This window comes from Citrobacter sp. L55, from assembly GCF_002850715.1.
GTDB lineage: Bacteria > Pseudomonadota > Gammaproteobacteria > Enterobacterales > Enterobacteriaceae > Citrobacter > Citrobacter braakii.
Window position 1 is genome coordinate 1 of the sequence record NZ_KZ559404.1, and the last position, 26,727, is coordinate 26,727.

Consider the following 26,727-nt stretch of genomic DNA (forward strand, 5'->3'; position numbering starts at 1 on the left):
AAGCTGAAAAACCTGCTTTGCGAGATCGAGGCCAATACGTTTAATATTCATGTGGACACCTCCCCCTGGGAACTGAAGTTAACACCTCAGTCTGGCACGATGATGCCGTAAGGTGGGAGGTGTCCATCACATCGGCCTGAACATGCAGGCCGGATAAGGTGTTACTTCGCCATCTGGCCACAACGAATTACAGGATTGTGCCGCCTTTGGTCAACTGTTCGCGACGGGTTTCCATATCCTCTTTATGCTGACGGCCATGATGTGCGATAGCCGTACGCAAACGCTGTTGCTGGGTGTAACGTTCTTCCCGGCTCAGCACGACATCATCGCTGAGTTCAATCAGCAATTCATTCATATGCGTAATGACGCTCTCTTCAATGGCGGCATCAACACGTGCGCTGACCTCATCCAGATGCGACATAACCTCTCCTTAACTCATTAATTTAATTTTGCTTTTGAAAAATCGCTGCCCATCAGGCTAACGCTGTATCCGCTGACGTTGCTGCGCGTCGCGTAAAACGTTTTCCCGTTTGCCAACGCAATCCACGGAGCCTGTTGGTAGAAAATCTCTTGCGACTGCTGGTAAAGCGCGGCGCGTTCTTCCGGTTTACTCACCAGTTTCGCCTTTTGAACCAGCAAATTATACTCTTTATCGCACCAGCGCGCGGCGTTAGATCCGGTTTTAATGCTGTCACAGCCCAGCAGTACATCGGCGAAGTTGTCCGGATCGCCGTTGTCTGACATCCAACCGAACAACGCGGTGTCATGCTCACCTTTACGCATTCCGGAGAGATATTCGCCCCACTCGTACGACACAATTTTCGCCTTCACGCCAACCTTCGCCCAGTCGCTTTGGATCATCTCGGCAATCCGTCGGGAGTTCGGGTTGTATGGGCGCTGAACCGGCATTGACCACAGCGTCGCTTCAAAGCCGTTTTCCAGTCCTGCCTGTTTCAGCAGATCTTTCGCTTTTTGCGGGTCATAAGCGTAATCCTGCAAATCTTTATTGAATCCCAACATATTCGGCGGAATTGGCGATTTTGCCACCGTACCGGAACCTAAAAAGACGGCGTTAATAATGGCCTTTTTGTCTGTCGCGTAGTTAAGCGCCTGACGCACCAGCACGTTATCAAACGGTTTTTTCTCGGTATTAAACGCCAGATACCCGACGTTCAGCGCTTCAACCGAATGCAGCGTCAAATCTTTATTCTTCTTAATCTCGTCAAACTGTACGGGCGCAGGTGCCGGAATTATCTGGCATTCATTGGTTTGCAGTTTCGCCAATCGGGTCTGAACGTTTGGCGTGATTGAAAAGATCAGGTGCTTCGTGGGGACGGCGCCGTCCCAGTAGTTCGGGTTGGCGAGATAGCGGATTTGCGAATCCTGCTTGTACTGCTGCAACACGTATGGCCCGGTGCCAATTGGCCAGTTATCGACGTTTTCCGGAGTGCCTTTTTTCAGCATCACGTCGGCATATTCTGCAGAGAGGATGGAGGCAAAATCCATTCCCCAGTCGGCAAGAAACGCGGCGTTAGGTTCATTAAGGATAAACTGAACGTGATAATCATCGACCTTCTTCACTTCTTTAATCAGTTTATCCAGACCGACATCGTTGAAGTATTCGTAGCTTCCCTGAGAAATTTTGTGGTACGGATGATCGGCATCTTTCTGTCGTAATACCGAGAAAACCACGTCATCAGCGTTGAAGTCGCGGGTTGGTTTGAAGAATTTATTACTGTTGAATTTCACGCCCTGACGCAGGGTAAAAGTGTAGATCTTACCGTCCGGCGAAATCGTCCAGTCCGTTGCCAGAGACGGAACTGGCGTATTTTTTACCGGATCAAAGTTGATGAGTCGGTTGTAGAGCACCTGTGAGCTGGCTACAAACGATGGACCTGAACTGGCGATTTGCGGGTTAAATGACTCTGGCGACGCTTCTGAGCAGTAAATGAGAGTGTCAGTATTGGCCGCGAACGCCGCGCCTGATGGTAAGACGGCGCTGAGCGCCAGCGCGAGTAACGTTTTCCTTGCAATCATGGTTATAAGCCTTCTTATTTTATTATTAACCGGGATATCAGAGCATAGCTGACAAAAACTGACCAATAACAAATCACTATCAGGTTATTCTAATCCGGTGTATTTCGCTGAATAATTCATCACCCTAAGCGAATTAATTTCCCTTAAGTCTTTTTCAAAACGTCAAGATTTTTCCCGGCACTCTATGCCATGAAAATTCGCCCCTTTTTGCCTCTCTTCCACCGTTTGCTCGTTTTTATAAAACGTAAAGTAGATACGTGAAGAAGTCTAAGGGGTAACAACGTGGCAAAAACTCTCTTGCGCAGCGGCAATTTGGATGACTATCAGGCCGTGGGCGGCGGTGGTCAGGCCGTGTTTGATTCAGCATTGCAAATTCGTGAAACGCTTCGCCTGCGTAAACAGCAGGCGATGGTGGATTGTCTGGCGATCCCACAAATTAACGACAACGGCGATCGCGTTGACTGGTATTCGCCGATTGAAGGGAAAGCCGTTGCATGGAAAGCCGCTGATGAAGACGCCCGTTTTCGTGCGCTGCGCTATCTGGGGAGCACGCTGGAAAATGCGGCGGCGCTGAGCCGTAAAAGTCTGCAATCGGGTAAAACCTCTCTGCAACTGTTTGGCTCACTGCTGGAAAAAGCCATCCAGTTTCCTGGTGAGAATCACGTGTTTCTGGTTGAAGGTAAACCCGTTATTACGTTCTGGGGTTTCGTCAATCTGAATGAAAATCCTCGCGACGATGTGCTCGATTGCCTGCGCCTTGCCGATATTCCTCCGGTCGTCACCGTAGCGGAGCCTGAGCCGGAAGAAGAAATCACTGCCCCAATCACCTTCGTCGAGGCCGACGCACCTTTGCTGACTCCAGTGGTTGAGCTACCTAAACCGGCTGAACCTGAACCACAACCCCTGGTCGTTGTTAACGAACCTGAAGTCTCGCCGCCGCTCGCACAGAAGAAACCCGCACGCCGCCTGCCGTTGTGGAGCCTGCCCGTTGCCGCGGTGATCATTGCAGCCATGGTTGGGCCGCTGCTGTGGAAGCAACAGACCACCCAGCCCGTACCCGCTGTTCCCCCTGGAGACGTCGCTAAGGCAGATATGGCACCGCTGCCAGAACTGACATCTGCACTGCCGCTGCATCGGGCTGAAGTGGTTCCGGCTGCCAAAAAAGAAAAACCTGTCGAGGGACCGGTCGTGATCGCCGCGATTCCGAAAGATGCGCTGGTGATGGATGCCAACCAGATGAAGGCAGGAACGACGCGTTTTCTCAACGGTAACTGGCGCGTAATGGTTGATGTTAAAGATCCGGTTAGCGGTAAAGCGCCGTCGCTGCGCTATCAGATCCAGGCCAATAAAGGTACTGCGCGCGTGGTTCATGGCGACAATATTGTTTGTCGTGCCGAGATTTTCTCCGGTTTGCATCAGTCAGGTGAATTAATGATTAAGAGTCGCGGGAATGCCCGTTGTACGGACGGGTCACGTTATCCGATGCCGGAAATTACCTGCAAAGCGGGAACCAATGACGTCGCCGCCTGTACCGCACGTTATGACGATCACGCGGAAATCCCTCTGACGATCAAAAAGATAGGTGCCTGATTTTATGTTGGTGAATCTGTGTGACTACAAACAGAGCGTGACGCTCATCGCCAATAGCGGTGTGCAATTTCTGGATTTTGGCCTGACGCCGCAGGAATCTGCGCATCATGGCCGCTTTGTGCGCAAAACGGCAAACGGTCCCCTGCTGCGGCTGGATTTCGATCTGACAACCGGACGTTATACCTTACCAGGCAGCACCGGCGCTCAGCCCGAAGTGGTGAAGCCGGAAAGCACCCAAAAGCTGCATTATTCGCTGGACGTGCTCGACGGTGTCTGGCTGCCGCTGCCGTTCCTGCGCTTTAATCCGCCGCGTACGTTCGTTGAAGGCCCGGATAACTGGGCGCGCGTACAGGTGCGAAAGCTGGCGCAACCTGACAGCGCGGGCAACACCCACCGCGTCACCGTGGCGCTGGACAGCCAGCTCACTGAAAATGCCCCTGCGGCGTTAACCCCCAACGAAAATGACCTGCTGAACGGTACGCGATTTGCGCTGGCCTGGCATGACAACGAAATTGCCGATTTCCTCGACCAGACCTGGATTGACGGCTGGTTGCGCGAATCCTTTATGCATCATGTCACACAGCATGAGAACCGCTCAGAACAAGAGATCCAACAGGCGCTGCGTAACTTTGAATATCAGGCGCACTGGCTGAATGTGCTGACCCTGTTAGGCGAGCAGCTTTCCGTCCCGGAAGTGAAACTGGTCACGCATACCCTCAGCACGCCCGCCATTCCCGTTGATCTTATCCTGGATATCGGTAACACCCATACCTGTGGCGTCCTGATTGAAGATCACGGGGATGCCAATGACGGACTACGCCAGACAGCCGAATTGCAGGTGCGTTCGTTAAGCGAGCCACAGTTTCTCAACGATCCGTTGTTCACCAGCCGACTGGAGTTTTCCGAAGCGCGTTTTGGTAAGCAGCACTTTTCCGTGGAGAGCGGTCGTGATGATGCCTTTATCTGGCCGTCGATTGTCCGCGTTGGCGATGAAGCCCGAAAGCTGGCGATGCAGCGCATGGGCACTGAAGGCAGCAGTGGGATCTCCAGCCCGCGCCGTTATCTGTGGGACGAAACGCCGGTGTTGCATGACTGGCGCTTTAGCCAGATGAATGGCAAAACCCAGCGCGAACCACTGGCTACCGCCTTCCCACTGATGAACCTGATGAACGATGACGGGCAACCGCTGTTCAGCCTGCCGCAGGATGATCGTCTGCCGGTATTCTCACCGCAATACAGCCGCAGTACGCTGATGACGCATATGTTGTGCGAAATACTGGCCCAGGCGCTGGGGCAAATTAACAGCGTGGCGACGCGTTTGCGCCTCGGATTCCCGGCATCTCCTCGTCAGTTGCGTACGCTGATCCTGACCCTGCCGTCGGCGATGCCCAAACAGGAGCGTGAGATTTTCCGCCTGCGCATGTTTGAAGCCATTGCGTTGGTCTGGAAAGCAATGGGCTGGCACCCGCAGGATGAAGACTTCACCACCCGTAAACAGCAGGAAAAGAGCGTGGTTCCCGTACCTGAGATCCAGATGGAATGGGATGAGGCCAGCTGCGGGCAACTGGTGTGGCTGTATAACGAAGCAATCTCTCACTACGATGGTCACACCGAATCGTTCTTTAACGCCCTTGCCCGCCCGGACCGTTTGCCGGAGCCTGGTGAGACTAAAGGTCGTGCGCTGCGCGTGGCATCGATCGACATTGGCGGCGGGACAACGGATATGGCCGTCGTCCATTACCAGCTTGATGACGGCGTGGGTACAAACGTCAAAATTACCCCGCACCTGCTGTTCCGTGAAGGCTTTAAGGTTGCGGGCGATGACATGCTGCTGGACGTGATTCAGCGCTGCGTGTTGCCTGCGCTGCAAACCCGTCTGCAACAGGCTGGCGTGACCGACGCGGCCGCATTGCTGGCTACGCTATTTGGAGATTCCGGGCGCATCGACACCCAGGCGATTTTGCGTCAACAAACGGCGTTACAACTCTTTATGCCGCTCGGTCATGCGGTACTTTCTGCCTGGGAACAAAGTGATATTAACGATCCGGTAGCGGGTCTGCATGCCACCTTTGGCGAACTCCTGAGCCAGCAACCAACGCGCAACGTGCTGAATTACATCCAGCAGGCTATCGATCATGCGTTGCCTGCGGGATCGCCAGCGTTTGATGTGCTGAGCGTGCCGTTACAGGTGCAGTTCAGGCAGTTACAAGAAGCGTTACTGGCGGGCCAGTTTACCCTGACCTCCCCACTGCACGCGGTCTGTGAGGCCATTTCACACTATCGCTGCGATATTTTATTAGTGACCGGCAGACCCGCCTGTTTACCGGGCGTACAGGCGTTGATCCGCCATCTGCAGCCCGTTCCGGTTAATCGTATGATCTGGATGGATAACTACCGCGTACATGAGTGGTATCCGTTCAGCCAACAAGGGCGGATTGGTAACCCCAAATCCACCGCAGCAGTTGGTGCCATGTTGTGTAGCCTGGCGCTGGATCTACGCTTGCCGCGTTTCAACTTTAAAGCTGCCGATATCGGCGCTTACTCGACTGTACGTTATCTCGGCGTGTTGGATAATACGGTCAATACGCTGCGTGATGAGAACATCTGGTATCACGATATCGATCTGGATAAGCCCGGCGCGAAGCTGGATGCCCGCCTGCACTTCCCATTGCGCGGCAACGTTACGTTAGGTTTCCGTCAACTGGCCAACAGCCGTTGGCCTGCCACACCGCTGTATACGCTCAGCATAAATTCTGCCGAACTGGCAAAAACCATCGCCGGAGATGGCGTGTTGAATGTACGGCTGCAGCTACGCGGTGGTAGCAAAGAAAGCGGCCCGGAATTTTTCGTACTGAGCGATGCGTGGTTACAGGATGGCACTCCCGTTGCCGCCAATGCCTTAACGTTAAAACTGAATACGCTGGCAGACCGACGCCATAGCGGGAGCCATTACTGGATTGATAGCGGGAGCGTGTACCTGAAATGAGTAAGATGTTAAACACCGCGCAGGCCGCCATCGAGTGGGTAACTGATACCCGTCAGCGTGCGGCGCGTCTTGATGATGAAGCGGATGCCCTGTTGGCACAGCTCACCCTGGCCGCCGTTAATGAATCTGCGTTGAAGACGACCTTTTCATCGCGAGGATGCGTTGGGCTTTACGGACATTCGCAATCGGCAAAAGCGCACCTGCTCACAGCATTGTGCAGCAACGCCAATGGCAAAGTGAATATCGTTACCCCGGATCGCAGCTTTGATTACTTTTCACATATTAATCCTGGTCATGCGCCAACCAATATGGCGATCCGCTTTACGCGTGATGAAAATCCGCTCGATGGTGAATGGCCGTTGCGCCTGCGGCTACTCAGTGAAGCCGAACTGGTACAGCTATTTATTACCCAGTTCTGTGCGCTTGCGGACAACCGCCAGGTCGAGAAATCGATTATTGAGGCGCGCCTGGAAAAATGGCAAACGTTGCGCCAGCGTCATCCGGTGCCGGGCATTACCGCGCATGATGTCGCGGCAATTGGCCGTTTCTGGCGCGCCTGCGTACCGGCCAGACAACAGCAATTTGACGACGCGCTATGGCATCAGTTTGCCACGCTGCTACCCGCTCTGGATCTGACTACCCGGGCAAACGCCTGGGCGTTACTGTGGGGAGAACAACCAGAGTTGACGCAACAGTGGTTGGCGCTGGCGCATACGCTGCAACAAACCGGGAGCGCGCAAGAACTCGCGGCTCCGCTGAGCCTGCTGGTTGACCATTTTGGTTTACCTGCCGAGAGTTTCCTGACTCAGGTAGCATTGAACGGGAATGAGGCGCAAAGCGATGTGGTGGTTCATCCAATAGAAAATGATCAGTTGCTCAATGCGGTCAGCCTTTCTCAGGCTTCGCTGGCGCTGCTCACGCGCGAGCTGGTCCTGACGGTTGAAGACGCGGTACTGGAGAATGTCGATCTGCTGGATATTCCCCTCGCCCCGGATGTTCATCCCCATCCATTGTGGCAGGCCAAATTAGGCTGGATGCTGGAACATTATCGCCAGCATCTGCAACCGGATGTACTTTTAATCTGTAATGCGGTATCTACCCGCTCCCAGACGCCCGCCATCACCCGCAAACTACTGGGCTGGGTTAACGACACTCAGCCCGTACATGACGCCGCATTGCCGGGAGTGGTCTGGGCCATTACTCCGCAGGATGCGCGGTTTAGCACTCAGCAAAATCTTGATGAATCTGTGCAGCAATTAATGGGCAAGCCCGGACTGCACTGGGGCACGCTGCAGGCGCTGGATAAACACAGCTTACAACGCCTCGTCGAATGGCTGACTCAGGCAACCTCGCCCCAGCAACGCCAGGCGAGATTGACCTCCCTGCGTGAGCAGCACCAGCAGCGCGTACGCGAAACCCTGATCGGCTGGATTAACCCCGTTGAAACCGAATCGGGTAGCAATGAGTCGGTGATCCGCCAGCTCCAGGCCCAGGCGGCAAAACATGGAGAACTCCTGGACGGTTTGCTCCCGCCGATGCGCCTCTTTGAGTCGCTACTGCGTGTTCAGCAGCCGCGCGAGGAACAGGTGAGCGGATTATTTAATGAAGAGATTGACCTGTTTGCCGAGGTGCGTGACACACCGCACTCGCCGGAAAGCAAAGAGACCGGGTATCAGGCGCACAAAATGTGGGTTAACCACGTGCGCCAGTGGTGTCGCGATGAAAATAATGCGCGCCGATTACGTCTCGAGCCGCGTACGCTAAGGCAGGTTGCCGATATCCTCGTCACCACCAGCTATCGGCTGGAGATGCCGCAACGCTTACAGCGCATTATGCAGCGAGAAAACGTCTGCGCCGCGCAGCTTCACGCCGATATTGGGGATTTTATTACCTGGCTTGGATTTGCCAGCGTGGCAGAGGAACAGCGTCCGGCCAGCAGGATCCAAAAAGGATCGGCTATTTTTAGTGCCCCGGCGCAACAGCCGATGTTACGGTTGACGAAACTGGATGAACAACCTTCGCATGGCGCAAGCCGTTACGTTTACGACTGGCTGGTCGCTTTGTATACCCGCGCCAATGAAAACGTGGGATATCAGCATCCAATGGATGTTTGCGCAGCCGACAAAAAACGATTAGATGCCCTGCTTTCCTCCTGAAACGGCGTTTACGCCGTCATCAGAAGAGAGAAAACATTAACGCGACGGGAAAACTCATCGGCCAGGTCGCCCCGACTAATACCGCGCTGAGAAAACGAATCCGCTTTTTATCGCGGGAAAGAAACCAGGTGATGATTGCCGTGATAGCGGCCATCACCGCATAAAAAACCAGCATTTTTTGGTACAGAGACATGTCAGGCATCCGGGCCGAAAGGTAAAATCGCGCGCAATATGCTCTTTTTCATGACCCACATCAAGTTTTATTAATTATTTTAAGAGAAACGCCGGTAAAACAAGCCGTTTTCATTATGTTCAGAATCCGTACTATTGCGGATAGTTATAACCCGTACTATACCCATAAGGGTTAAAACGAAAGGTGGCACAAATGAATGTTTCCAGTAAAACTGTGGTGCTGATAAATATATTTGCTGCTGTAGGACTTTTCAGTCTGATTTCCGCAAGGTTTGGCTGGTTTGCTTGATGTCGTTCTTCTTGATTAATTGCAGCGTCCGCTGGCAGAGAGGCTCTTCTCTCTGCCATTAGTACACGATTTTCCCACTCTCCTGCCACCCGGTAAATTATCCTTAGTATGTAATACCCCTAATCCTTCTGCGGCATTATATTGCCCGCATAACGGCTCGGTGTTGTGCCGGTATGCTGATGGAAAAAAGCGATAAAAGCACTGTCACTGACAAATTCCAGATATTGTGCCACCTGGCTGATCTGCCCCCCATCAGCCAGCATCTCCATGGCTTTTAATAGTCTAAATTGCTGCCGCCAGCTCTGATAATTCATCCCGGTATCCCTGGTAAATATTCGACTGATCGTCCTCTCGCATGCCCCAACCCGTTGGGATAATTGATTTAGTCGTGGTGGCAATTCGCCCATACGTACTCCTTCAAGCCACACGTTCAGCCGTGGATCTGAGGGAAACTGCAACGTCCAGTTTTCACTGTGGGCGGCCCGCATTTCCTCACAGAAAACGGTGATAAGACTGGCCTGCTGCGCGGCAGGCATTTCCCACGGCCAGAAAGCCATACGTTCTATTACTTCAAAAAAGAGAGGATTAACGTCGACTATCTGCAGCGGTAACTTAGATAACGGCAATGTAGTTGAAAAATACAATGAACGATAAGCCATCACCCCGCGCATTATGGCGCGATGTACCGTACCAGCCGGGATCCAGACCGCGCGCCGTGGCGGTAGCAGACACAGGGCATGCTCCAGCTCAATCGTAATGCTTCCCGCTGCCGAAAAAAGTAGCTGATGACGAAGATGGCTATGCCGGCCGGAATCGTGTACGCCCATCTCGGAGGCAATCCCGATTACCGGTTTATCAAAACTATCTGCATTGAAATCATCATCCGGGGCAATTTCCATTATCTGTCCGATAGTTGATATTTAAAGTCTTGATAATGGTAATGCGACACCTCCTTTTCAGCAATAATGCCCGCCAGTTTTCTGTCTCTCTGGATATTGCAATGAACACTCTTCGCCGCCCGCCGCTGTGGCTTCTTACTTTGCTGATTATGTTTCCGCAACTGGTGGAAACCATTTATAGCCCGGCATTGCCAGGAATCGCCACGTCTTTTCACGTAAGCAGTGAGCGCGCGGCGCAAACACTCTCCGTTTATTTTATTGCCTTCGCCATCGGCGTGGCGATGTGGGGTTGGCTGAGCGACTGCATCGGTCGACGTTGGGCGATGCTGGCTGGACTTATCTGCTATGGGTCAGGTTGTGCCCTGGCCGTGGTTGCCACTGACTTCAGCGTTTTGCTGCTGGCGCGGATGATCTCAGCCATCGGCGCGGCTGCCGGGTCAGTGGTGGTACAGACCATGTTACGGGACACGTATGAATCAACTGCACTATCCCGCGTCTTTTCCGTGATGGGCGCTGCGCTGGCATTGAGTCCCGTTTTCGGCCTGCTAAGCGGAGGTTGGTTGGTTAGCCTGTATGGTCATACCGGTGTATTTATTGCCCTTGTGCTGCTGGCGCTGCTACTGCTACTACTGACTGCGACCATGCTGCCAGAAACCCGGCCCGAAAATACGCTCAGACCCAGCCTTGCTGCACTGCTCTCCCGCATGATGAATGACCGCGATCTGTGGAAAAATACCATGCTGGTTGCGCTGCTGAACACCATGCTGTTTAGCTATTACAGCCTGGCTCCGTTTCTTTTCGGGCAATTGGGATGGAGTTCCAGAGCCTTTGGCTGGACGGGGGGACTACTTGCGTTTGCTTCGCTGTCGGGCAGCCTGCTGAACCGGAGATTATTGACGACAGACCTGACATCGGAACAGAGGGTACGTTATGCCTGTGCGCTGGCAGCATTGTCAGGCCTCGCCGCGTGGTGGTTACAGCACTCCGCGTGGATTCTGATACCGGTTTTCGGCGCGGTTATTGCCTATGGCATCGCGATCCCTAATGTGCTGAGTCAGGCCCTACGCCACTATCGTGAACAGGCCGGGGCCGCCGGTGCATTATTCGGATTAAGCTATTACCTGTTGCTGGGAATGATGCTGGGGGTGGCAGGCATGGTGCAACAACTGGGGCTGGTTCTGAGCGTCTGTGCGCTACTCGCCTGGATTTGCAGCTTGCGCCGCGGATAACCGGATGACGATCCTGAAAGCACAAAGCCCTGACATTAATAAGCCGGGGCTTTGTTGTATTAATAGCCTGACCTCGCGGATATTTCCAACTTACCGCCGTCCGATGGCGACGAGGCCAGTGGCGCGAATAATATAGACACACGTTTGCCAGTATTTAGCTATCCGTGCCGCATTTATTGCTCGCGCTTCAGATATTACTCATGCTTGATCATGACATGGCGAACAATCGTGTAATCTTCCAGCCCGTAAACCGACATATCCTTGCCATAACCAGACTGTTTTTGTCCGCCGTGCGGCATCTCGCTGACCAGCGTGAAGTGGGTATTGACCCAGGTGCAACCATACTGCAGGCGAGCGCTAAATCGATGCGCGCGCCCCACATCCCGAGTCCAGACGGAGGATGCCAGGCCGTATTTCGAATCGTTAGCCCACGCCAGCACCTGATCTTCATCCTCAAATACGGTGACGCTGACCACCGGACCGAAAACTTCCCTCTGCACGATAGCATCTTCCTGCTTCGCCCCGGCCAACAGCGTCGGAGCAAAATAGTAGCCTGCGCCGTCCACTTTTTTACCACCGGTGATGACTTTGATATGCCCCAGTGCTTTAGCTTCATCGACCGCTTTAGTCACGCGATCGAGGTGCGCCTGCGAGCTTACCGGCCCCAGCTCCGTCGATTCGTCATTCGGTGCACCGATTTTCAGGCTGGCAACCGCGGCCCCCAGTTTCTCAACCAACGCGTCATAAATGCCTTTCTGGGCATAGATTCGACAAGCGGCGGTACAGTCTTGTCCGGCGTTGTAATACCCAAAGGTTCGCACGCCGCTCACCACCGCATCCAGATCGGCATCATCAAAAATGATGACCGGGGCTTTGCCGCCCAGCTCCATATGTGTGCGCTTAATCGAAGGCGCGGTGTGCTGGATAATGTGTTCACCTGTCGCAATGGAGCCGGTCAGGGAAACCATCCGGACTTTTTCATGACCGGTCAGCGGGTCACCCACCGTTTTGCCACGGCCAAACAGCACGTTGATAACGCCAGGCGGATAAATATCTTTGGCAAATTCAGCCAGTTTAAGTGCCGTTAGCGGGGTAATTTCTGACGGTTTAATCACCACACAGTTACCCGCCGCCAGCGCCGGTGCCAGTTTCCACGCCGCCATCATCAGCGGGTAGTTCCACGGCGCGATAGAGGCCACCACGCCCAGCGGATCCCGACGAATCATCGACGTATGCCCTTCCAGATACTCTCCGGCCGCCTGTCCTTGCAGGGTACGAGCTGCCCCGGCGAAGAAGCGGAAAACGTCGACGATTGCCGGAATTTCATCGTTAAGGACACAGTGCAGCGGCTTACCACAGTTAAGCGATTCCAGCTCAGCGAAGGTTTGCGCGTTATCGGCGATAGCATCCGCCAGTTTCAGCAGCAGTTCGGAACGGACTTTCGGTGTGGTTTGTCCCCAGGTGGCAAATGCGCTGTCTGCTGCACGTACCGCCGCATCAACCTGCCCGGCTGACGCCTCGGCAATCTCCAGAATGCGTTCTCCAGTGGCAGGGTTATAGACTGGCTGCTTTTCACCTTCACCGTTGACCAGCTCGCCATTAATCAGTAATTGATGTTGCATAGCAATTTCCCATATCGTCGTTTATTTACCGTTTCCGGCGAGAGTGTCGCCTTCACGCGTTAGCCACCAGGCCCCTAAAATTGGCAGTGTTGTCACCAGCATTACCAGCAATGCCACAACGTTGGTGACAGGCACATCTCGTGGTCGACCCAGTTGATTGAGCAGCCACAAAGGAAGTGTTCTTTCATGTCCGGCGGTGAACGTTGTCACGATGATTTCATCAAACGACAAAGCAAACGCCAGCATCCCTCCCGCCAGCAGTGCCGATGCCAGGTTTGGCAGCACGACATAACGAAAGGTTTGCCAGCCGTTGGCGCCAAGATCCATAGACGCTTCAACCAGACTCCATGAGGTACGGCGAAAACGCGCCACGACGTTGTTAAATACCACCACCACGCAAAACGTCGCATGGCCGACCACGATGGTGAGAAAACCGGGTTCCAGGTTGATAGTTTTAAACGCCGTCAGTAGCGCCAGACCGGTAATAATCCCCGGCAGCGCGATCGGCAACAGCAGCAACAGCGATATTGCGCTTTTACCAAAAAAGTCCCTGCGCCACAGTGCGGCAGCGGCCAGCGTCCCCAGAACGAGAGCAATGGCCGTCGACAATGCAGCGATTTTAAGTGACAACGTCACCGATTCCAGAATGTCGCTACGTTGCGCCGCAACGCTAAACCACTTCAGCGTTAACCCCTGCGGTGGAAAACTAAAAGCAGCCTCCTCAGTATTAAAAGCATAGGTGGCGATGATGAGGATGGGAAAGTGCAGGAAAATAACCCCGCCCCATGCCGCCAATTTGAGTAACCAGGGCGCGCGTTCAGAGTGCATCGAAAGCTCCCAGACGCTTCACGAACGCCAGATACAGTGCGATTAACACAATCGGCACCAAAGTAAATGCCGCCGCCATCGGCATATTGCCGATCGCCCCTTGTTGCGAATACACCATATTGCCGATGAAATAGCCTGGCGGCCCCACCAGTTGCGGCACGATAAAATCGCCCAACGTCAGAGAAAAAGTAAAGATCGACCCTGCCGCGATACCGGGTATCGCCAGTGGCAGGACCACATAGCGGAAAGTCTGATGCGGACGAGCGCCCAAATCAGCGGAGGCCTGTAAGAGCGAAGGCGGAAGTCTCTCCAGCGCGGCCTGTACCGGCAGGATCATAAACGGCAGCCAGATGTAGACGAACACCAGAAAACGCCCTAACCCTGAAGTCGACAACGTATTGCCGCCGACCGCAGGCAGCGTCAGGAACGAAAGCAGCAGAGGCTCCAGTCCCAGATGAGTTAAAAACCACTGCGCCACCCCGTCTTTAGCCAACAGTAACGTCCATGCGTAGGCTTTAACAATGTAGCTGGCCCACATCGGCAACATCACAGCAATGTAAAAAAAGGCTTTCATTTTGCCACTGGTATATCGCGCCATATACCACGCCATCGGAAACGCCAGAATCGCGCTGGCAATGGTGACTGCCACCGCCATCGTCAGGGTACGCAAAATGATGTCGTAGTTGGCGGGATTAAACAGCGCCTGCAAATTCGCCAGCGTCAGGTCGGGCGTGACCGACATGGTGAAATCATCGAAGGTATAAAAACCTTGCCACAACAGCGTCAGTAATGAGCCGAAGTAGACGATCCCAAACCACATCAGCGGTCCGAGGAGCAGCAAAAACAGCCCCAGGCCCGGATTACGCCAGAAGAACCCTGAGATCCGGTTCAGACTTGTCGACTGTGGAGGCGAATGTAAGACATTCATAGCCATTCACCTCTCCTCAACCAGCGGTACCATCACGTCGCGTGACCACGATGCCATGACCTGTTGACCTGGCGACAGCGTTGTCGGCAGCATTTCTCCCGTCAGGTTCGCCTGGCTAACCAGCAATTTTTCACCGCCGACAAGTTTCAGCTCAAAACGTGTCGCGGCACCCTGGTACTGCACAGCCTGGATAACCCCCCGAGCCTGGACTTCACCACTGGTATCATTCAAGCGAATGTGTTCCGGACGCAGGGAAAACATACCCTGTAGTCCGCAAACGTTCGCTGACATCGTTTCATCAAAAACATTTGACGTCCCGACGAAACTTGCCACAAACGGTGTGCGCGGACGCATGTACAGTTCACGCGGAGAATCCACCTGTTCGATGCGACCATTATTAAACACCGCCACACGATCGGACATCGACAGGGCTTCACCCTGATCGTGGGTGACAAAAATGAAGGTGATACCCAGGGATTGCTGTAGCTTTTTCAGTTCCAGCTGCATCTGCTCACGCAGCTTAAGATCCAATGCCCCGAGCGGTTCATCCAACAGCAGGACCCGCGGTTCATTGACCAGCGCGCGGGCAATCGCCACGCGTTGCCGCTGACCACCGGAAAGTTGCGATGGTTTGCGTTCATAAACAAAACCTAGCGCAACCTTATCCAGCGCTTCACGTGCTTTAGCGTGACGCTGTTTTTTATCAATACCTTTGACCATCAGCCCGTAGGCGACATTGTCGAGAATCGACATATGCGGGAATAGCGCATAATCCTGAAATACCGTATTGACGTCCCGTTCCCAGGGCGGCAATTCGCTGGCCTGCTTACCAAAAATGGTGATTGCGCCGCCTGACAGTTGCTCAAACCCTGCAATAAGGCGCAGACAAGTGGTCTTGCCGGAGCCGGATGGCCCCAGCATAGAGAAAAACTCACCGTCGTTAATCGCAATACTCACCCCATCAACTGCACGAACATCCCCGTACAGACGCGAGACGTTATGAAACTCCACTGCGTACGTCATAAAACCCCCAGCGGAATTAACGACCGCCCATAATGGCGATGTAATCCTGCGTCCAGCGACTGTAAGGAACGAATTTGCCACCTTCTGCGATCGGCGTTTTCCAGAAGGCAATTTTGTCAAAGTAGCTATAGCCGTTGGTTTCACAGCCCTTTTCACCCAGCAGCGGGCTGGCGTTACAACCTTCAGGCACGACTGGCAGAGAACCAAACCAGGCTGCGACGTCGCCCTGAACTTTCGGGGTTAATGACCAGTTCATCCATTTGTAAGCGCACACCGGGTGTTTGGCTTCGCTGTGCAGCATGGTGGTATCAGCCCATCCGGTAACCCCTTCTTTTGGGAAGACCGTGGCAATAGGCTGGCCTTCTCCTTTCAGGGCGTTCGCCTGATAAGGCCAGGCGCTGGACGCCACCACACCTTCGTTTTTGAAGTCGCTCATTTGTACGGTGGTATCGTGCCAATAGCGATGGATCAGCGCGTGCTGATCGCTCAGAACTTTGATCACCGCCTGATACTGTTGTTCGGTGAGCTGATAGGGATCGGTAATGCCCAGTTGCGGCTGAGTCGCCTTAACGAATAATGCAGCATCGGCAATATAGATCGGGCCATCGTAGGCTTGAACGCGCCCTTTATTGCTTTTTCCGTCCCCAAGTTTTTGCTCAACAAATACCACGTTCCAGCTATCCGGCGGCGTTGGGAAAATTTTGGTGTTGTACATCAGCAGGTTTGGCCCCCACTGGTACGGTGTGCCGTAAACTTTTCCGCCAACGTTAAACCACTCGCCTTTTACCACGCGCGGATCGATGCTTTTCCAGTTAGGGATCAGCGCGGTATTAATCGGCTGAACGCGTTTTCCCATAATCAGACGCAAGGAGGCATCACCGGAAGCGGTAACCAGGTCGTAGCCGCCTTTTGCCATCAGGCTGACCATTTCATCAGAAGTGGCCGCTGTTTTAACATTGACCGCGCAGCCGGTCTCTTTCTCAAACTGCGAAACCCAATCATATTGTTTATCGGTCTGTCCACGTTCGATGTAGCCCGGCCAGGCAATAATATCCAGACGGCCTTCCGGTTTATCTAAGGATGTCGGGGGTTCGGCTGCTTGTGCAGTCATCAGCGTCATACTGAGTGCGCACAGGCTACTGAGGGCAAACTGCTTGCTCATAACGTCTTACTCCTGTCTAAAAAATAATGAGCGGCAGCCTTGCCGTAAATATATGTCCTTTCCTAAAAATAGTCGGGGTGTTGTAAGCGTTCCTGCTGGCGCAAGGAAATTTAATCAGGTTGTGAGCTAACGCTCATTACGCTACTGATGCTGATCGGGAGCTTTAATCTTCTGGAGTATAGACAAGGAGTTAGGTGCAACGGTGGCAATAGTAAGAACTATTGATTTTTTGTATGGTAGCACCCGATATAAATAACATCGGGGTTAGGTATTCTCTATTTCGAAAATAAGAACGCGCTATTCTTTTATATTGAATAGCGCGTTACGTTTTATTTCATCATCTCGCGAATTAATTTTCCCAGCTGTTTCACTGCCTGTTCCTCACGCTCTCCCCAGTGCCATGCGGTATTAAAGCGAAAAAAACGAGTCCAGCTCCCCGAGGTCGAAAACATTTTTCCCGGTGCAATGCTGATATGGTGCGCCAGTGCCTGGGTGCTGAGCACGCCTGCATCAAGCGGTTCAGGCAGTTCCAGCCACAGAAAATAGCCGCTGTCGTTATGGTGAATTTTGACTTCCGCCGGAAGATGGCGCAGCAACGTTTGCCAGGCCTGCTGTTTGCGTTCCGCCAGTTGACGGCGTAAGCGGCGCAGATGCGCGTCATAGCGCCGGGTTGACAGATAATCCACGAGCGCAAGCTGCATGGGGGAACTGGTGGATAACGTGCTCATGAGCTGGAGTCGCTGAATACGTCGAGCATGCTTCCCGGCCGCCACCCAGCCCACGCGAAATCCGGGCACCAGGCACTTCGAGAAAGACGAACAATGCAAAACGCTGTCGGCGCGATCCCAGGCTTTGGCAGGCAGTGGTTTTTCGCGACCAAAGTACAGCTCGCTGTAGACATCATCTTCTATCAGCATTACATGATATTTTTCCAGCAATGCGACCAGGTGCGCCTTTTTCTCTGGGCTGAGCGTAAAACCCAGCGGATTTTGGCTGTTGGTCATCAGCCAGCAGGCTTTTACCGGATACTCCTGCAACGCTTGCTCCAGCGCGGTAAGATCGATCCCCTCTTTCACGTCGGTGGCAATCGAAAGCGCCTTCAGCCGTAATCGCTCCAGGGCCTGCAACGCCCCATAGAAACAGGGATTTTCGACAATCACCCAGTCTCCCGGTTCGGTAACCGCCTGCAGGCTCAGGTTGAGGGCATCCAGCGCACCGGTAGTGATGACAATTTCATCAGGTGAAATGGTCATCCCCTGTTGAGCATAGCGGCGGGCAATGGCATGGCGCAGCTCATCATTTCCCGGCGGCAGGTTTTCTATCACGCTCATGGCGGTCGCGGTTTTACTGACCTGCGCCAGCGAGCGGTTCAACTGCTGGAGGGGAAACAGACGCGGGTCAGGGAATGCAGAGGCAAATGGCATCACTGACGCATCCCGGCTGGCCTGCAGCATATCAAAAATATAGGTGTTGATATCCACCGCTTCATCGCGCATCACCTGCGCCTGCGGCGCTGCCAGCTCACGTTCAGGGCGCGCGGCAACATAGTAACCCGACTGCGGCCGGGCGATAATCCGGCCCTGACTTTCCAGCAACTGATATGCATGTCCGACGGTCATAAAACTCATGCCGCTGCTGACCACCTGCTCGCGCAAGGATGGCAAGCGATCGCCGGGCTGCCATACGCCAGACGCGATTTGATCGCGAATTTGCTCAGCCAGTCGCTGGTATTTTTTCATTTTTCGTCCTGATAATCGGTGTCGGTGACACGCACTGTATATATCAGTTTACATAATCAGGGTGTTTTTTATAACTGTTATAGTTAACAGTTTTACAACATTGTTACTGACAGCTCCTTGCCTAAGGCGCGTGTTTCAAGACGTGGACGCTTTTTGATAACAGGAATCCAGGTTCCAGATTTCATATCAGCCAGGCTAACCTATAACAGCACGACAACTGTTATGGTTAAAAAGAACTGTTCTGTTTCTGCCTTCCATTGCTTCGCAGCCTTAGAATTGCGCCAAATCAATTTTTCCTGCGGAGCTAAGCATGTTCGGTCTTGACGCGTTTCACCTGGCGAGGATCCAGTTCGCGTTTACGGTATCCTTTCACATCATCTTTCCGGCGATTACCATTGGCCTCGCCAGTTATCTGGCGGTGCTCGAAGGGTTATGGTTAAAAACGAAAAATCCGACCTGGCGCTCGCTATACCATTTCTGGTCGAAAATATTCGCCGTAAACTTTGGTATGGGCGTGGTTTCCGGGCTGGTGATGGCTTATCAGTTCGGCACGAACTGGAGTGGTTTTTCCGAGTTCGCCGGTAGCATCACCGGGCCGCTGCTGACCTATGAAGTATTAACCGCCTTCTTCCTCGAAGCGGGCTTCCTTGGGGTAATGCTGTTTGGCTGGAACCGGGTTGGCCCAGGACTTCACTTCTTCGCGACCTGTATGGTTGCGCTGGGTACTATTATTTCTACCTTCTGGATCCTCGCCTCCAACAGCTGGATGCAAACGCCACAGGGCTATGAAATTGTTAACGGGCAAGTCGTTCCCGTCGACTGGTTCGCCGTGATTTTCAATCCGTCATTCCCTTATCGTTTGCTGCATATGTCCGTTGCCGCCTTCCTGAGCAGCGCGCTGTTTGTCGCGGCTTCAGCCGCATGGCATTTATTGCGCGGTAATAGCACGCCAGCAATTCGCGCTATGTTTTCAATGGCGCTGTGGATGACGTTAATCGTCGCTCCGCTGCAGGCCTTAATTGGCGATATGCACGGGTTGAATACGCTGAAGCACCAGCCTGCAAAAATTGCGGCGATTGAAGGACACTGGGAAAATCCGCCTGGTGAACCGACCCCGCTGCTGTTGTTCGGCTGGCCGGATATGGAGCAGGAGCGCACCCGCTATGGGCTGGAAATCCCGGCGCTGGGCAGCCTGATCCTGACTCATAGTCTGGATAAACAGGTCCCGGCGTTAAAAGAATTTCCGAAGGAAGACAGGCCCAATTCCACCATCGTGTTCTGGTCGTTTCGCATTATGGCAGGGTTAGGCATGCTGATGATCCTGCTGGGCGCGTTTGCCCTGTGGCTGCGTTATAAGCAGCGGCTATACACCTCACGTCCTTTCCTGCGTTTTGCATTGTGGATGGGGCCCTCCGGTCTGATTGCCATCCTTGCTGGCTGGGTGACCACCGAAGTTGGCCGTCAGCCGTGGGTGGTTTACGGTTTGCAACGTACGGCGGATGCGGTTTCCGCACATGGTGATTTACATATGAGCATCAGCCTACTGTCTTTCTTTGTGGTGTATAGCTCGGTGTTTGGCGTGGGTTACAGCTACATGATCCGCCTGATCCGCAAAGGGCCACAGGAAGATGAGCCGACCATTCCACCAACAGGCACGCCGGCGCGGCCGCTTTCTGCTGTCGTTCTCGATTCTCAACCGGAGGCACACCGCTAATGGGTATCGATTTATCAGTTATCTGGTTTGTAATTATCGTGTTCGCCACGCTGATGTATATCGTGATGGACGGTTTTGATCTCGGGATCGGTATTTTATTCCCTGCGATTTCGGATGCGGATGACCGCGATGTGATGGTCAACAGCGTCGCCCCGGTATGGGACGGTAATGAAACCTGGCTGGTGTTGGGTGGCGCCGGATTATTCGGCGCTTTTCCCCTGGCCTATGCGGTGATTGTCGATGCGCTAACGATCCCGTTGACCCTGATGCTCATCGGCCTGATATTTCGCGGCGTCGCGTTTGAGTTTCGCTTCAAAGCCACGCCGGCGCATCGACCATTCTGGGATAAAGCTTTTCTCGGCGGTTCAATCCTCGCGACATTCACTCAGGGTATTGTGGTCGGTGCCGTACTCAATGGATTTTCCGTCACCGGACGCAGCTACAGCGGCGGTCCTTTCGACTGGCTGACCCCCTTTACCCTGTTCTGCGGCGTGGGCCTGGTTGTAGCCTACGCCCTGTTGGGGGCAACATGGCTGGTGATGAAAAGCGAAAATCCGTTGCAGGATAAAATGCGCTGCGTGGCAAGAAAACTGCTGCTGGCGATGCTGGTTGTCATTGCCATTATCAGCCTGTGGACGCCGCTGGCGCACAGCGCCATTGCCGAGCGTTGGTTTAGCCTGCCCAATCTGTGGTTCCTGATGCCGGTTCCGCTCCTGGTTGCGCTGATTAGCCTCTGGCTGTGGCGCTCGCTGGGTCAGCAAAACAGCCATACGCTGCCTTTTGTATTGACGCTGGGGCTAATTTTTCTCGGGTTCAGCGGGCTGGGGATCAGTATCTGGCCCCACATCATTCCACCTTCCATTACGCTGTGGCAGGCGGCAGCTCCGGCGCAGAGTCAGGGCTTTATGTTGGTTGGCGCGCTGCTGATTATCCCGATAATCCTGGTGTACACCTTCTGGAGCTACTACGTTTTCCGCGGCAAAGTTCAACATGGTGAGGGGTATCATTGATGCAACAAACAATCTGGAAACGCCTGATGTGGCTGGTGATCCTCTGGGGCGGCAGCGTGCTGGCCCTGGCCGCCGTTGGTATGTTCTTTCGTCTCTTGATGACGGCCGCCGGATTTAAATCCTGATTCTCTCTCTGATAACAACCGGGCAGCGCTGCACTGCCCGGTTGTGACAAATCCCAACGTTATCTAAACAAAAATGTAAAAAACATCGAAATGACAAAACAGAGATTGTCATTAACCCGATTAAAATATTGAATAGTCACCTGGCGAAATTATCGTCAATTCCGCAGCTAACGTACCAGAGGGTGCATGATGTTTAAGAAAGGGTTAACGGTGTTATTGCTGGCCAGCGCGCTTTTTTCCGGTCAACTTCTCGCTACTAATCAGGGACATGAGTATCTTCAGGTGCAGGATGCCGATCACTTATTACGACACACGGCCGACAGCGATGAGCTACGAATGACGGCGGAAGAATCCGCCGCCGATCTTCGCGAACACCATTACTGGCAAAAATCACGCAAACCCGATACACATCAGAGCTAACCGTTAGCTTTTACGCTTTGGCAACGTTTTCAGCAGTTCTTCAGGGCTGACGGAAGCCACCACGCTGCCCGGCAACGGCATCTTCAGAATGTGATGTTTCATCTTGCCGATCACGTGCATTTCGCACGGTCGGCAATCAAATTTCAGCGTCAGGACCTCATCGCCGTTAACCAGTTGCATCGGCGTGGCTTTCCAGCTTTTGATATTTCCTTTCGCCTGTTTCGGACACAGGTTAAACGCAAAACGCAGGCAATGTTTGGTGATCATCACCGGCACATCGCCCTTCTCTTCATGCGCCTCATAGGCGGCATCAATCAACTGCACGCCATAACGGTGATAAAACTCTCGCGCTTTATGGTTGTAGACGTTAGCCAGAAAGCTCAGATGCGTTTGCGGGTAAACCGGCGCCAGCTGGGCAACCGGTTTACGGCGACCGCGCTGATAGTTTTGCAAACGAGCTGCATCCAGCATGTCGACCGCTTCACGTCGCAGCTGATTCAGTTGACCGTTAGGCACGAACAATGCTCCCGGCAGATTCACCTGAATATTACGGGCGTAATAAAGCGTTTGTCCCAGTTTTGCCAGGCCATCCTGCAGGTTGCTCAACGCTTTTTCTGCATTGTTCGCTTCCTCAAACTGGCCGTCCAGCGTATGGGTGATACTCACCCCCTCCTCACTGGTGAGCGTCAGGATCAACTGTTCCTGCCAGCCGCCCAGCTCAATATCGACCGCGACGCGGCGTTCGCTGGAGGTTTTGGTCAACGCTTGCTGCCAGTTATGATCGAGATTGCGGTTCAGCGGATGGTTGTCGCGCACTTTGTGCAGGTCGGCGGGCATTTCATTCGGCCACACCCGATAACGATTGTGCCCCGTTTTTTCAACGGTATTGGCGCGAAATCCGACGACCTCACGCTTGATTAACACGTTCAGACCATCCCCGTTGGCCAGCGGTTCTGTTACCTCAACATCGAGATGATCTTTTGCCACCTTCAGGACTTCGCCAACCGGCAGACCGATGAACTTTGGTGAGTCGAATGCGCCGATATCCCCCTTACGGTCATTCACAAAATAATCGGTGCTGCCGCGATGGAAGGTCTTTTCCGTGGATGGAGTAAAGAAATGTTCGGTACGCCCGGCTGAAGAACGGGCAAGATCGCCGCGCTCTTCAATAATGGCGTCCAGCATCTGACGATAATGCGCGGTAATATTCTTCACATAGCTCATGTCTTTATAGCGCCCTTCAATTTTGAAGGAGCGCACGCCTGCGTCAATCAACGCGCCGAGGTTGGCGGTCTGATCGTTATCTTTCATCGACAGCAGATGTTTTTCATAGGACACCACGCGCCCCTGATCGTCTTTCAGGGTATACGGCAGGCGACAAGCCTGAGAACAGTCACCGCGGTTAGCGCTACGTCCGGTTTGCGCATGTGAAATATAACACTGGCCTGAATAGGCGACGCACAGCGCACCGTGAATGAAAAATTCAATAGTCGCATCCGTAGCCTGATGGATGGCGTTTATTTGCTCAAGGCTCAGTTCGCGCGCGAGGACAATTTGGGTGAATCCGACGTCAGAAAGAAACTTCGCCTTCTCGACGCTGCGAATATCACATTGGGTGCTGGCGTGCAGCTCAATGGGAGGAATATCCAGCTCCAGAATCCCCATATCCTGCACAATCAGGGCGTCAACGCCGGTCTGATACAGATCGGTAATTAATCGCTGTGCGGGCTCCAGCTCATCATCATGCAAGATTGTATTCAGCGTCACAAAGATTTTCGCCCCGTAACGATGCGCAAACGGCACCAGTTCGGCGATATCTTTCAGACTGTTACTGGCGTTATGACGCGCGCCAAAACCCGGTCCGCCAATGTAAACGGCGTCAGCACCGTGCAAAATGGCTTCACGTGCAATGGCGGTATCCCGGGCCGGGCTTAACAATTCAAGGTGATGAGGCTGCTGGCGCATACAGTTGTTACCATCCACAAGTGGTAAAAATGGCGGCTATTGTAGTCACAAGCGCGGCTTTTCGGAATAGTTTTCCCGATTAACCGCGCGGGTAATGGATCAGGGAATGAAAGTGAACCGTTTGTTCGCTACTGTTACGGTAGCTATGCGCCCTGTCTCCCGCAAAACGCACCCCCTCGCCGGATTTCATGGTGCGCCACTGCCCCTCAATACACATATCCAGCAGCCCATTTATCACCACCACGTGCTCTATAACGCCGGTTTCATGCGGAGTCGATTCACTGAGTGCGCCGGGTGCCAGCTGTATCGAAAAATGATCGAAGCACAGCTGTGGGTCCCACGGAAACAATGGCGTGACGACCATCGCCTGCTGCTGGGGATCGAATGTTGGCGCGCCGTCTGACTCTGGCGGTGAAATAAACGTCGAGAATGGCACGTTCAGTCCGGTAGCAATTTTCCACAATGTCGCCACCGTTGGGCTGGATTCGTTGCGCTCAATCTGCCCCAACATGGCTTTTGACACGCCGGTTTCCTCCGCTAAACGTGACAGGCTCCATTCCCGCTGGTGACGTAGCGTGCGGAGCGTTGTGGCCAGATAGTGGGTTAAGTTTTCCATTTTTCGCCTTCCTGACTCTCCTTTCTCAAGGCTACAGCTTAGCACTTGTACGCTATAACGCACAGTGCTACATTGATTGACCGTTATAACGCACACGGAGTGACTATGCGCGCATTTTCCATCCCACTACCCACCGTATTATCGGGGTTTGTGGCCGTCCTGGTCGGTTACGCCAGCTCGGCTGCCATTATCTGGCAAGCGGCCCTGGCCGCAGGTGCGACCACCGATCAAATCGCGGGCTGGATGACCGCGCTGGGGATTGCAATGGGCGTCAGTACGCTGGCGCTGACGTTATGGTATCGCGCTCCTGTGCTCACGGCCTGGTCAACACCTGGCGCCGCGCTGCTGGTTACGGGTCTGCACGGGGTATCGATTCAGGATGCTATCGGCGTTTTTATCGTAGCTAACGCGTTGATTGTGCTGTGCGGCATAACCGGATTGTTTGCCCGTCTGATGAAAATAATCCCCCACTCACTGGCATCAGCCATGCTGGCCGGGATCCTGCTGCGCTTTGGTCTGCAGGCCTTTAATAGCCTCAACAGTGAGCTTATTTTGTGCGGTAGTATGCTGGTGGCATGGCTGGTATTTAAAGTCACAGCCCCACGGTACGCGACGATCGCCGCGATGCTGGCGGGTATCGCTATCGCGCTAATAAAAGGTGACATTGTCACAAACGGAGTGGATTTGTCGCCGGTCATGCCTGCGTTTATAGCCCCACACTTTTCATTTGCCCACAGTATCAGCATTGCGCTACCACTGTTTCTGGTTACTATGGCTTCGCAAAATGCCCCAGGTATTGCCACTATGAATGCGTCGGGCTATTCATTACCCGTTTCACCGCTCATTATCTTTACCGGCCTGCTGGCGCTGATTTTTTCGCCGTTTGGCGTCTACTCCATCTGCATTGCCGCCATAACCGCCGCAATTTGCCAAAGTCCCGAAGCGCATCCTGATGCCAAACGACGCTGGCTCGCCGCCGCCGCGGCTGGCGTCTTCTATCTTCTGGCTGGGGTGTTTGGCGGTTCAGTCACAGGACTAATGGCGGCACTGCCCGTAAGCTGGATCCAGATGCTGGCCGGTCTGGCCTTGCTCGGGACGATTAGCGGTAGTTTGTATCAGGCGTTGCATAATGAAGCGGAACGCGACGCAGCCATCGTTACGTTTTTGGTCACGGCCAGTGGCCTGACGTTATTGGGGATTGGATCTGCATTCTGGGGGCTGGTCGTAGGCGGTATCTGCTACGCCGTGTTGACGTTATTTCGCCGCACGTAGCTGCGTTGGCGTTTTACCGGTTACCTGTTTAAATCGGTTACTAAAATGGCTTGCCGAACTGAATCCGCAGGTCATCGCAATATCTGACAAACTGCGTGAAGTGTAACAGACCAGATGCTGCGCCAGCGCCATACGACGTTGCATCACGTACTGATGCGGTGCCATATTCATCGACTGGCGAAACATTCTGGCAAAATGGAATTCGCTAAGCGCCGCCTCGCTAGCCAGATCGTTCAGGGTGATTGGGTACGCCAGATGCGCGTCAATATAGGCCAGCACGTTACGCAAGGTGACGGGCGCGAGTCCCCCGGTGACGGTGGGCAGTCGCCATTGGACGTTGCTGTAATGCTGGATCAGATGCGTTAACAGTAGCGAAGATGCCGCGCTGAGCGTGAGGTGATTGGCCGGTTGCTGCCAGTCGTTACCAAGTAAAAACTGACGGTAAACCGCCGTGATCCCCGGGTCACTGCCAAACGTGTGCTCGTCCAGCGTGAAGCTATAGGGACTTTTATCCCAGACTTTTTCCCCCACTTCGCGCAGATGTGCATCGGTACAATAGAGGTGAACAAAGGAGAGATCGTCGCGGATATCCCAACTCGACTCGCTCTCTTTCGGCATCAGGCAAAAACGGTCCGGTCCGCCGCCATTCTTCCAGCCCCCCGCCGTTTTGTGATAACTCTCGTAGCCATCCGCGATATATAAACTGAGCGTATGGTGATCGCAATACTGGGTGATGGTATCGCGCTTGTTTGACCAGGCCGCCAGTTGGATCCCTGAATGTAACGCAACCGATTCATGCAGCACGGCATTATGTTTGCGTAAGTTTTCAAAGGCATCGTAGGGCTGAGGCATACCATCACATTCAAAATAAGTTAGCAGGCTTTCAGTCTATAACAGCCACATATTGTTAACAGCTTCCTTTTCG

Annotated in this window: 23 protein-coding genes; 10 read left to right on the forward strand and 13 right to left on the reverse strand. The window is 53.6% G+C overall.

The window, feature by feature from the left end; translation table 11 throughout:
• Positions 1-187: 187 nt before the first annotated feature.
• Positions 188-421 carry a YdcY family protein gene (locus B9P82_RS13545; RefSeq protein ID WP_016153143.1) on the reverse strand — a complete coding sequence of 78 codons (234 nt, stop codon included), beginning with the start codon at positions 419-421 and terminating at the stop codon, positions 188-190.
• A 17-nt stretch (positions 422-438) separates the two neighbouring features.
• Complete coding sequence (locus B9P82_RS13550) at positions 439-2,037, reverse strand: ABC transporter substrate-binding protein (protein ID WP_101700476.1); 1,599 nt, start codon at positions 2,035-2,037, stop codon at positions 439-441.
• Positions 2,038-2,319: 282 nt separating this feature from the next.
• On the opposite strand from B9P82_RS13550, the gene B9P82_RS13555 reads away from it, so the two are divergent.
• Genes B9P82_RS13555 through B9P82_RS13565 form a run of 3 tightly spaced genes read left to right on the forward strand, consistent with a single transcriptional unit; the run spans position 2,320 to position 8,769 of the window.
• Entirely contained in the window at positions 2,320-3,627 is a 1,308-nt protein-coding gene (locus tag B9P82_RS13555) for an SrfA family protein (protein ID WP_101700477.1), read from the forward strand.
• A gap of 4 nt (positions 3,628-3,631) precedes the next feature.
• Positions 3,632-6,613 (forward strand): virulence factor SrfB, encoded by a 2,982-nt coding sequence (locus tag B9P82_RS13560; RefSeq protein ID WP_047358152.1) that lies wholly within the window; start codon positions 3,632-3,634, stop codon positions 6,611-6,613.
• Positions 6,610-8,769, forward strand: coding sequence for a virulence factor SrfC family protein (locus B9P82_RS13565; protein WP_101700478.1), 2,160 nt, complete (start codon positions 6,610-6,612; stop codon positions 8,767-8,769). Before B9P82_RS13560 ends, B9P82_RS13565 begins: the two co-directional genes overlap by 4 nt.
• Before the next feature lie 19 nt (positions 8,770-8,788).
• Here the strand turns inward: B9P82_RS13565 and B9P82_RS13570 are convergent, their stop codons facing one another.
• The gene (locus B9P82_RS13570) at positions 8,789-8,962 is read right to left on the reverse strand and encodes a GhoT/OrtT family toxin (protein WP_016153148.1); all 174 of its coding nucleotides are present in this window, start codon (positions 8,960-8,962) and stop codon (positions 8,789-8,791) included.
• 192 nt (positions 8,963-9,154) lie between these two features.
• On the opposite strand from B9P82_RS13570, the gene yncL reads away from it, so the two are divergent.
• A complete protein-coding gene (gene yncL, locus B9P82_RS13580; protein ID WP_071524268.1) occupies positions 9,155-9,250 on the forward strand; it encodes a stress response membrane protein YncL in 96 nt (31 codons plus the stop codon).
• Between the two features lie 119 nt (positions 9,251-9,369).
• Here yncL and B9P82_RS13585 read toward each other — a convergent pair whose 3' ends face one another.
• Positions 9,370-10,149, reverse strand: a complete 780-nt coding sequence (locus B9P82_RS13585; protein WP_101700479.1) for an AraC family transcriptional regulator — start codon at positions 10,147-10,149, stop codon at positions 9,370-9,372.
• 101 nt (positions 10,150-10,250) lie between these two features.
• On the opposite strand from B9P82_RS13585, the gene B9P82_RS13590 reads away from it, so the two are divergent.
• Positions 10,251-11,378, forward strand: a complete 1,128-nt coding sequence (locus tag B9P82_RS13590) for a multidrug effflux MFS transporter (protein WP_101700480.1) — start codon at positions 10,251-10,253, stop codon at positions 11,376-11,378.
• Positions 11,379-11,572: 194 nt separating this feature from the next.
• Here B9P82_RS13590 and patD read toward each other — a convergent pair whose 3' ends face one another.
• From patD to B9P82_RS13620, 6 genes are all read right to left on the reverse strand, one after another.
• Entirely contained in the window at positions 11,573-13,000 is a 1,428-nt protein-coding gene (gene patD, locus B9P82_RS13595; RefSeq protein ID WP_016156580.1) for an aminobutyraldehyde dehydrogenase, read from the reverse strand.
• Between the two features lie 21 nt (positions 13,001-13,021).
• Entirely contained in the window at positions 13,022-13,828 is an 807-nt protein-coding gene (locus tag B9P82_RS13600) for an ABC transporter permease (protein WP_003020204.1), read from the reverse strand.
• A complete protein-coding gene (locus B9P82_RS13605) occupies positions 13,818-14,762 on the reverse strand; it encodes an ABC transporter permease (protein WP_016153152.1) in 945 nt (314 codons plus the stop codon). Before B9P82_RS13605 ends, B9P82_RS13600 begins: the two co-directional genes overlap by 11 nt.
• Positions 14,763-15,779: an ABC transporter ATP-binding protein gene (locus B9P82_RS13610; protein WP_016156582.1), complete on the reverse strand. Its 1,017-nt coding sequence runs from the start codon at positions 15,777-15,779 to the stop codon at positions 14,763-14,765.
• A 16-nt stretch (positions 15,780-15,795) separates the two neighbouring features.
• Positions 15,796-16,941, reverse strand: coding sequence for a putative ABC transporter substrate-binding protein YdcS (gene ydcS / locus B9P82_RS13615; protein ID WP_101700481.1), 1,146 nt, complete (start codon positions 16,939-16,941; stop codon positions 15,796-15,798).
• A gap of 329 nt (positions 16,942-17,270) precedes the next feature.
• Positions 17,271-18,680: an aminotransferase-like domain-containing protein gene (locus B9P82_RS13620; RefSeq protein ID WP_019076828.1), complete on the reverse strand. Its 1,410-nt coding sequence runs from the start codon at positions 18,678-18,680 to the stop codon at positions 17,271-17,273.
• A gap of 310 nt (positions 18,681-18,990) precedes the next feature.
• On the opposite strand from B9P82_RS13620, the gene B9P82_RS13625 reads away from it, so the two are divergent.
• From B9P82_RS13625 to B9P82_RS13640, 4 genes are all read left to right on the forward strand, one after another.
• Positions 18,991-20,394 carry a cytochrome ubiquinol oxidase subunit I gene (locus tag B9P82_RS13625; RefSeq protein WP_047417372.1) on the forward strand — a complete coding sequence of 468 codons (1,404 nt, stop codon included), beginning with the start codon at positions 18,991-18,993 and terminating at the stop codon, positions 20,392-20,394.
• Positions 20,394-21,404: a cytochrome d ubiquinol oxidase subunit II gene (gene cydB, locus B9P82_RS13630; RefSeq protein ID WP_016153157.1), complete on the forward strand. Its 1,011-nt coding sequence runs from the start codon at positions 20,394-20,396 to the stop codon at positions 21,402-21,404. Before B9P82_RS13625 ends, cydB begins: the two co-directional genes overlap by 1 nt.
• Positions 21,404-21,529, forward strand: a complete 126-nt coding sequence (locus B9P82_RS13635) for a DUF2474 domain-containing protein (protein WP_003020230.1) — start codon at positions 21,404-21,406, stop codon at positions 21,527-21,529. Before cydB ends, B9P82_RS13635 begins: the two co-directional genes overlap by 1 nt.
• A gap of 189 nt (positions 21,530-21,718) precedes the next feature.
• A complete protein-coding gene (locus tag B9P82_RS13640; RefSeq protein ID WP_016153158.1) occupies positions 21,719-21,949 on the forward strand; it encodes a DUF2554 family protein in 231 nt (76 codons plus the stop codon).
• A gap of 3 nt (positions 21,950-21,952) precedes the next feature.
• On the opposite strand, the gene B9P82_RS13645 is transcribed toward B9P82_RS13640, so the two are convergent.
• Together B9P82_RS13645 and B9P82_RS13650 are read right to left on the reverse strand one after the other, a co-directional pair.
• A complete protein-coding gene (locus B9P82_RS13645) occupies positions 21,953-23,914 on the reverse strand; it encodes a peptidase U32 family protein (protein WP_101700482.1) in 1,962 nt (653 codons plus the stop codon).
• Positions 23,915-23,993: 79 nt separating this feature from the next.
• A complete protein-coding gene (locus B9P82_RS13650) occupies positions 23,994-24,530 on the reverse strand; it encodes a helix-turn-helix domain-containing protein (RefSeq protein ID WP_016153160.1) in 537 nt (178 codons plus the stop codon).
• A gap of 105 nt (positions 24,531-24,635) precedes the next feature.
• On the opposite strand from B9P82_RS13650, the gene B9P82_RS13655 reads away from it, so the two are divergent.
• On the forward strand, positions 24,636-25,802 hold the full coding sequence (locus tag B9P82_RS13655; RefSeq protein WP_047358124.1) for a benzoate/H(+) symporter BenE family transporter: 1,167 nt from the start codon (positions 24,636-24,638) through the stop codon (positions 25,800-25,802).
• Here B9P82_RS13655 and B9P82_RS13660 read toward each other — a convergent pair.
• Complete coding sequence (locus B9P82_RS13660; protein WP_101700484.1) at positions 25,785-26,654, reverse strand: AraC family transcriptional regulator; 870 nt, start codon at positions 26,652-26,654, stop codon at positions 25,785-25,787. The two genes, B9P82_RS13655 and B9P82_RS13660, sit on opposite strands and share 18 nt — an antisense overlap.
• Positions 26,655-26,727 lie beyond the last annotated feature (73 nt).

Excerpts from the sequence above, each read along its gene's own strand:
- B9P82_RS13620 (WP_019076828.1), bottom strand. The coding sequence starts at position 18,680 with ATGAAAAAATACCAGCGACTGGCTGAGCAAATTCGCGATCAAATCGCG.
- B9P82_RS13570 (WP_016153148.1), bottom strand. The coding sequence starts at position 8,962 with ATGTCTCTGTACCAAAAAATGCTGGTTTTTTATGCGGTGATGGCCGCT.
- ydcS (WP_101700481.1), bottom strand. The coding sequence starts at position 16,941 with ATGAGCAAGCAGTTTGCCCTCAGTAGCCTGTGCGCACTCAGTATGACG.
- B9P82_RS13650 (WP_016153160.1), bottom strand. The coding sequence starts at position 24,530 with ATGGAAAACTTAACCCACTATCTGGCCACAACGCTCCGCACGCTACGT.
- B9P82_RS13585 (WP_101700479.1), bottom strand. The coding sequence starts at position 10,149 with ATGGAAATTGCCCCGGATGATGATTTCAATGCAGATAGTTTTGATAAA.
- B9P82_RS13565 (WP_101700478.1), top strand. The coding sequence starts at position 6,610 with ATGAGTAAGATGTTAAACACCGCGCAGGCCGCCATCGAGTGGGTAACT.
- B9P82_RS13635 (WP_003020230.1), top strand. The coding sequence starts at position 21,404 with ATGCAACAAACAATCTGGAAACGCCTGATGTGGCTGGTGATCCTCTGG.
- B9P82_RS13600 (WP_003020204.1), bottom strand. The coding sequence starts at position 13,828 with ATGCACTCTGAACGCGCGCCCTGGTTACTCAAATTGGCGGCATGGGGC.
- cydB (WP_016153157.1), top strand. The coding sequence starts at position 20,394 with ATGGGTATCGATTTATCAGTTATCTGGTTTGTAATTATCGTGTTCGCC.
- B9P82_RS13640 (WP_016153158.1), top strand. The coding sequence starts at position 21,719 with ATGTTTAAGAAAGGGTTAACGGTGTTATTGCTGGCCAGCGCGCTTTTT.
- B9P82_RS13550 (WP_101700476.1), bottom strand. The coding sequence starts at position 2,037 with ATGATTGCAAGGAAAACGTTACTCGCGCTGGCGCTCAGCGCCGTCTTA.
- B9P82_RS13560 (WP_047358152.1), top strand. The coding sequence starts at position 3,632 with ATGTTGGTGAATCTGTGTGACTACAAACAGAGCGTGACGCTCATCGCC.
- B9P82_RS13610 (WP_016156582.1), bottom strand. The coding sequence starts at position 15,779 with ATGACGTACGCAGTGGAGTTTCATAACGTCTCGCGTCTGTACGGGGAT.
- B9P82_RS13625 (WP_047417372.1), top strand. The coding sequence starts at position 18,991 with ATGTTCGGTCTTGACGCGTTTCACCTGGCGAGGATCCAGTTCGCGTTT.
- B9P82_RS13590 (WP_101700480.1), top strand. The coding sequence starts at position 10,251 with ATGAACACTCTTCGCCGCCCGCCGCTGTGGCTTCTTACTTTGCTGATT.
- B9P82_RS13660 (WP_101700484.1), bottom strand. The coding sequence starts at position 26,654 with ATGCCTCAGCCCTACGATGCCTTTGAAAACTTACGCAAACATAATGCC.
- patD (WP_016156580.1), bottom strand. The coding sequence starts at position 13,000 with ATGCAACATCAATTACTGATTAATGGCGAGCTGGTCAACGGTGAAGGT.
- yncL (WP_071524268.1), top strand. The coding sequence starts at position 9,155 with ATGAATGTTTCCAGTAAAACTGTGGTGCTGATAAATATATTTGCTGCT.
- B9P82_RS13545 (WP_016153143.1), bottom strand. The coding sequence starts at position 421 with ATGTCGCATCTGGATGAGGTCAGCGCACGTGTTGATGCCGCCATTGAA.
- B9P82_RS13655 (WP_047358124.1), top strand. The coding sequence starts at position 24,636 with ATGCGCGCATTTTCCATCCCACTACCCACCGTATTATCGGGGTTTGTG.
- B9P82_RS13645 (WP_101700482.1), bottom strand. The coding sequence starts at position 23,914 with ATGCGCCAGCAGCCTCATCACCTTGAATTGTTAAGCCCGGCCCGGGAT.
- B9P82_RS13605 (WP_016153152.1), bottom strand. The coding sequence starts at position 14,762 with ATGGCTATGAATGTCTTACATTCGCCTCCACAGTCGACAAGTCTGAAC.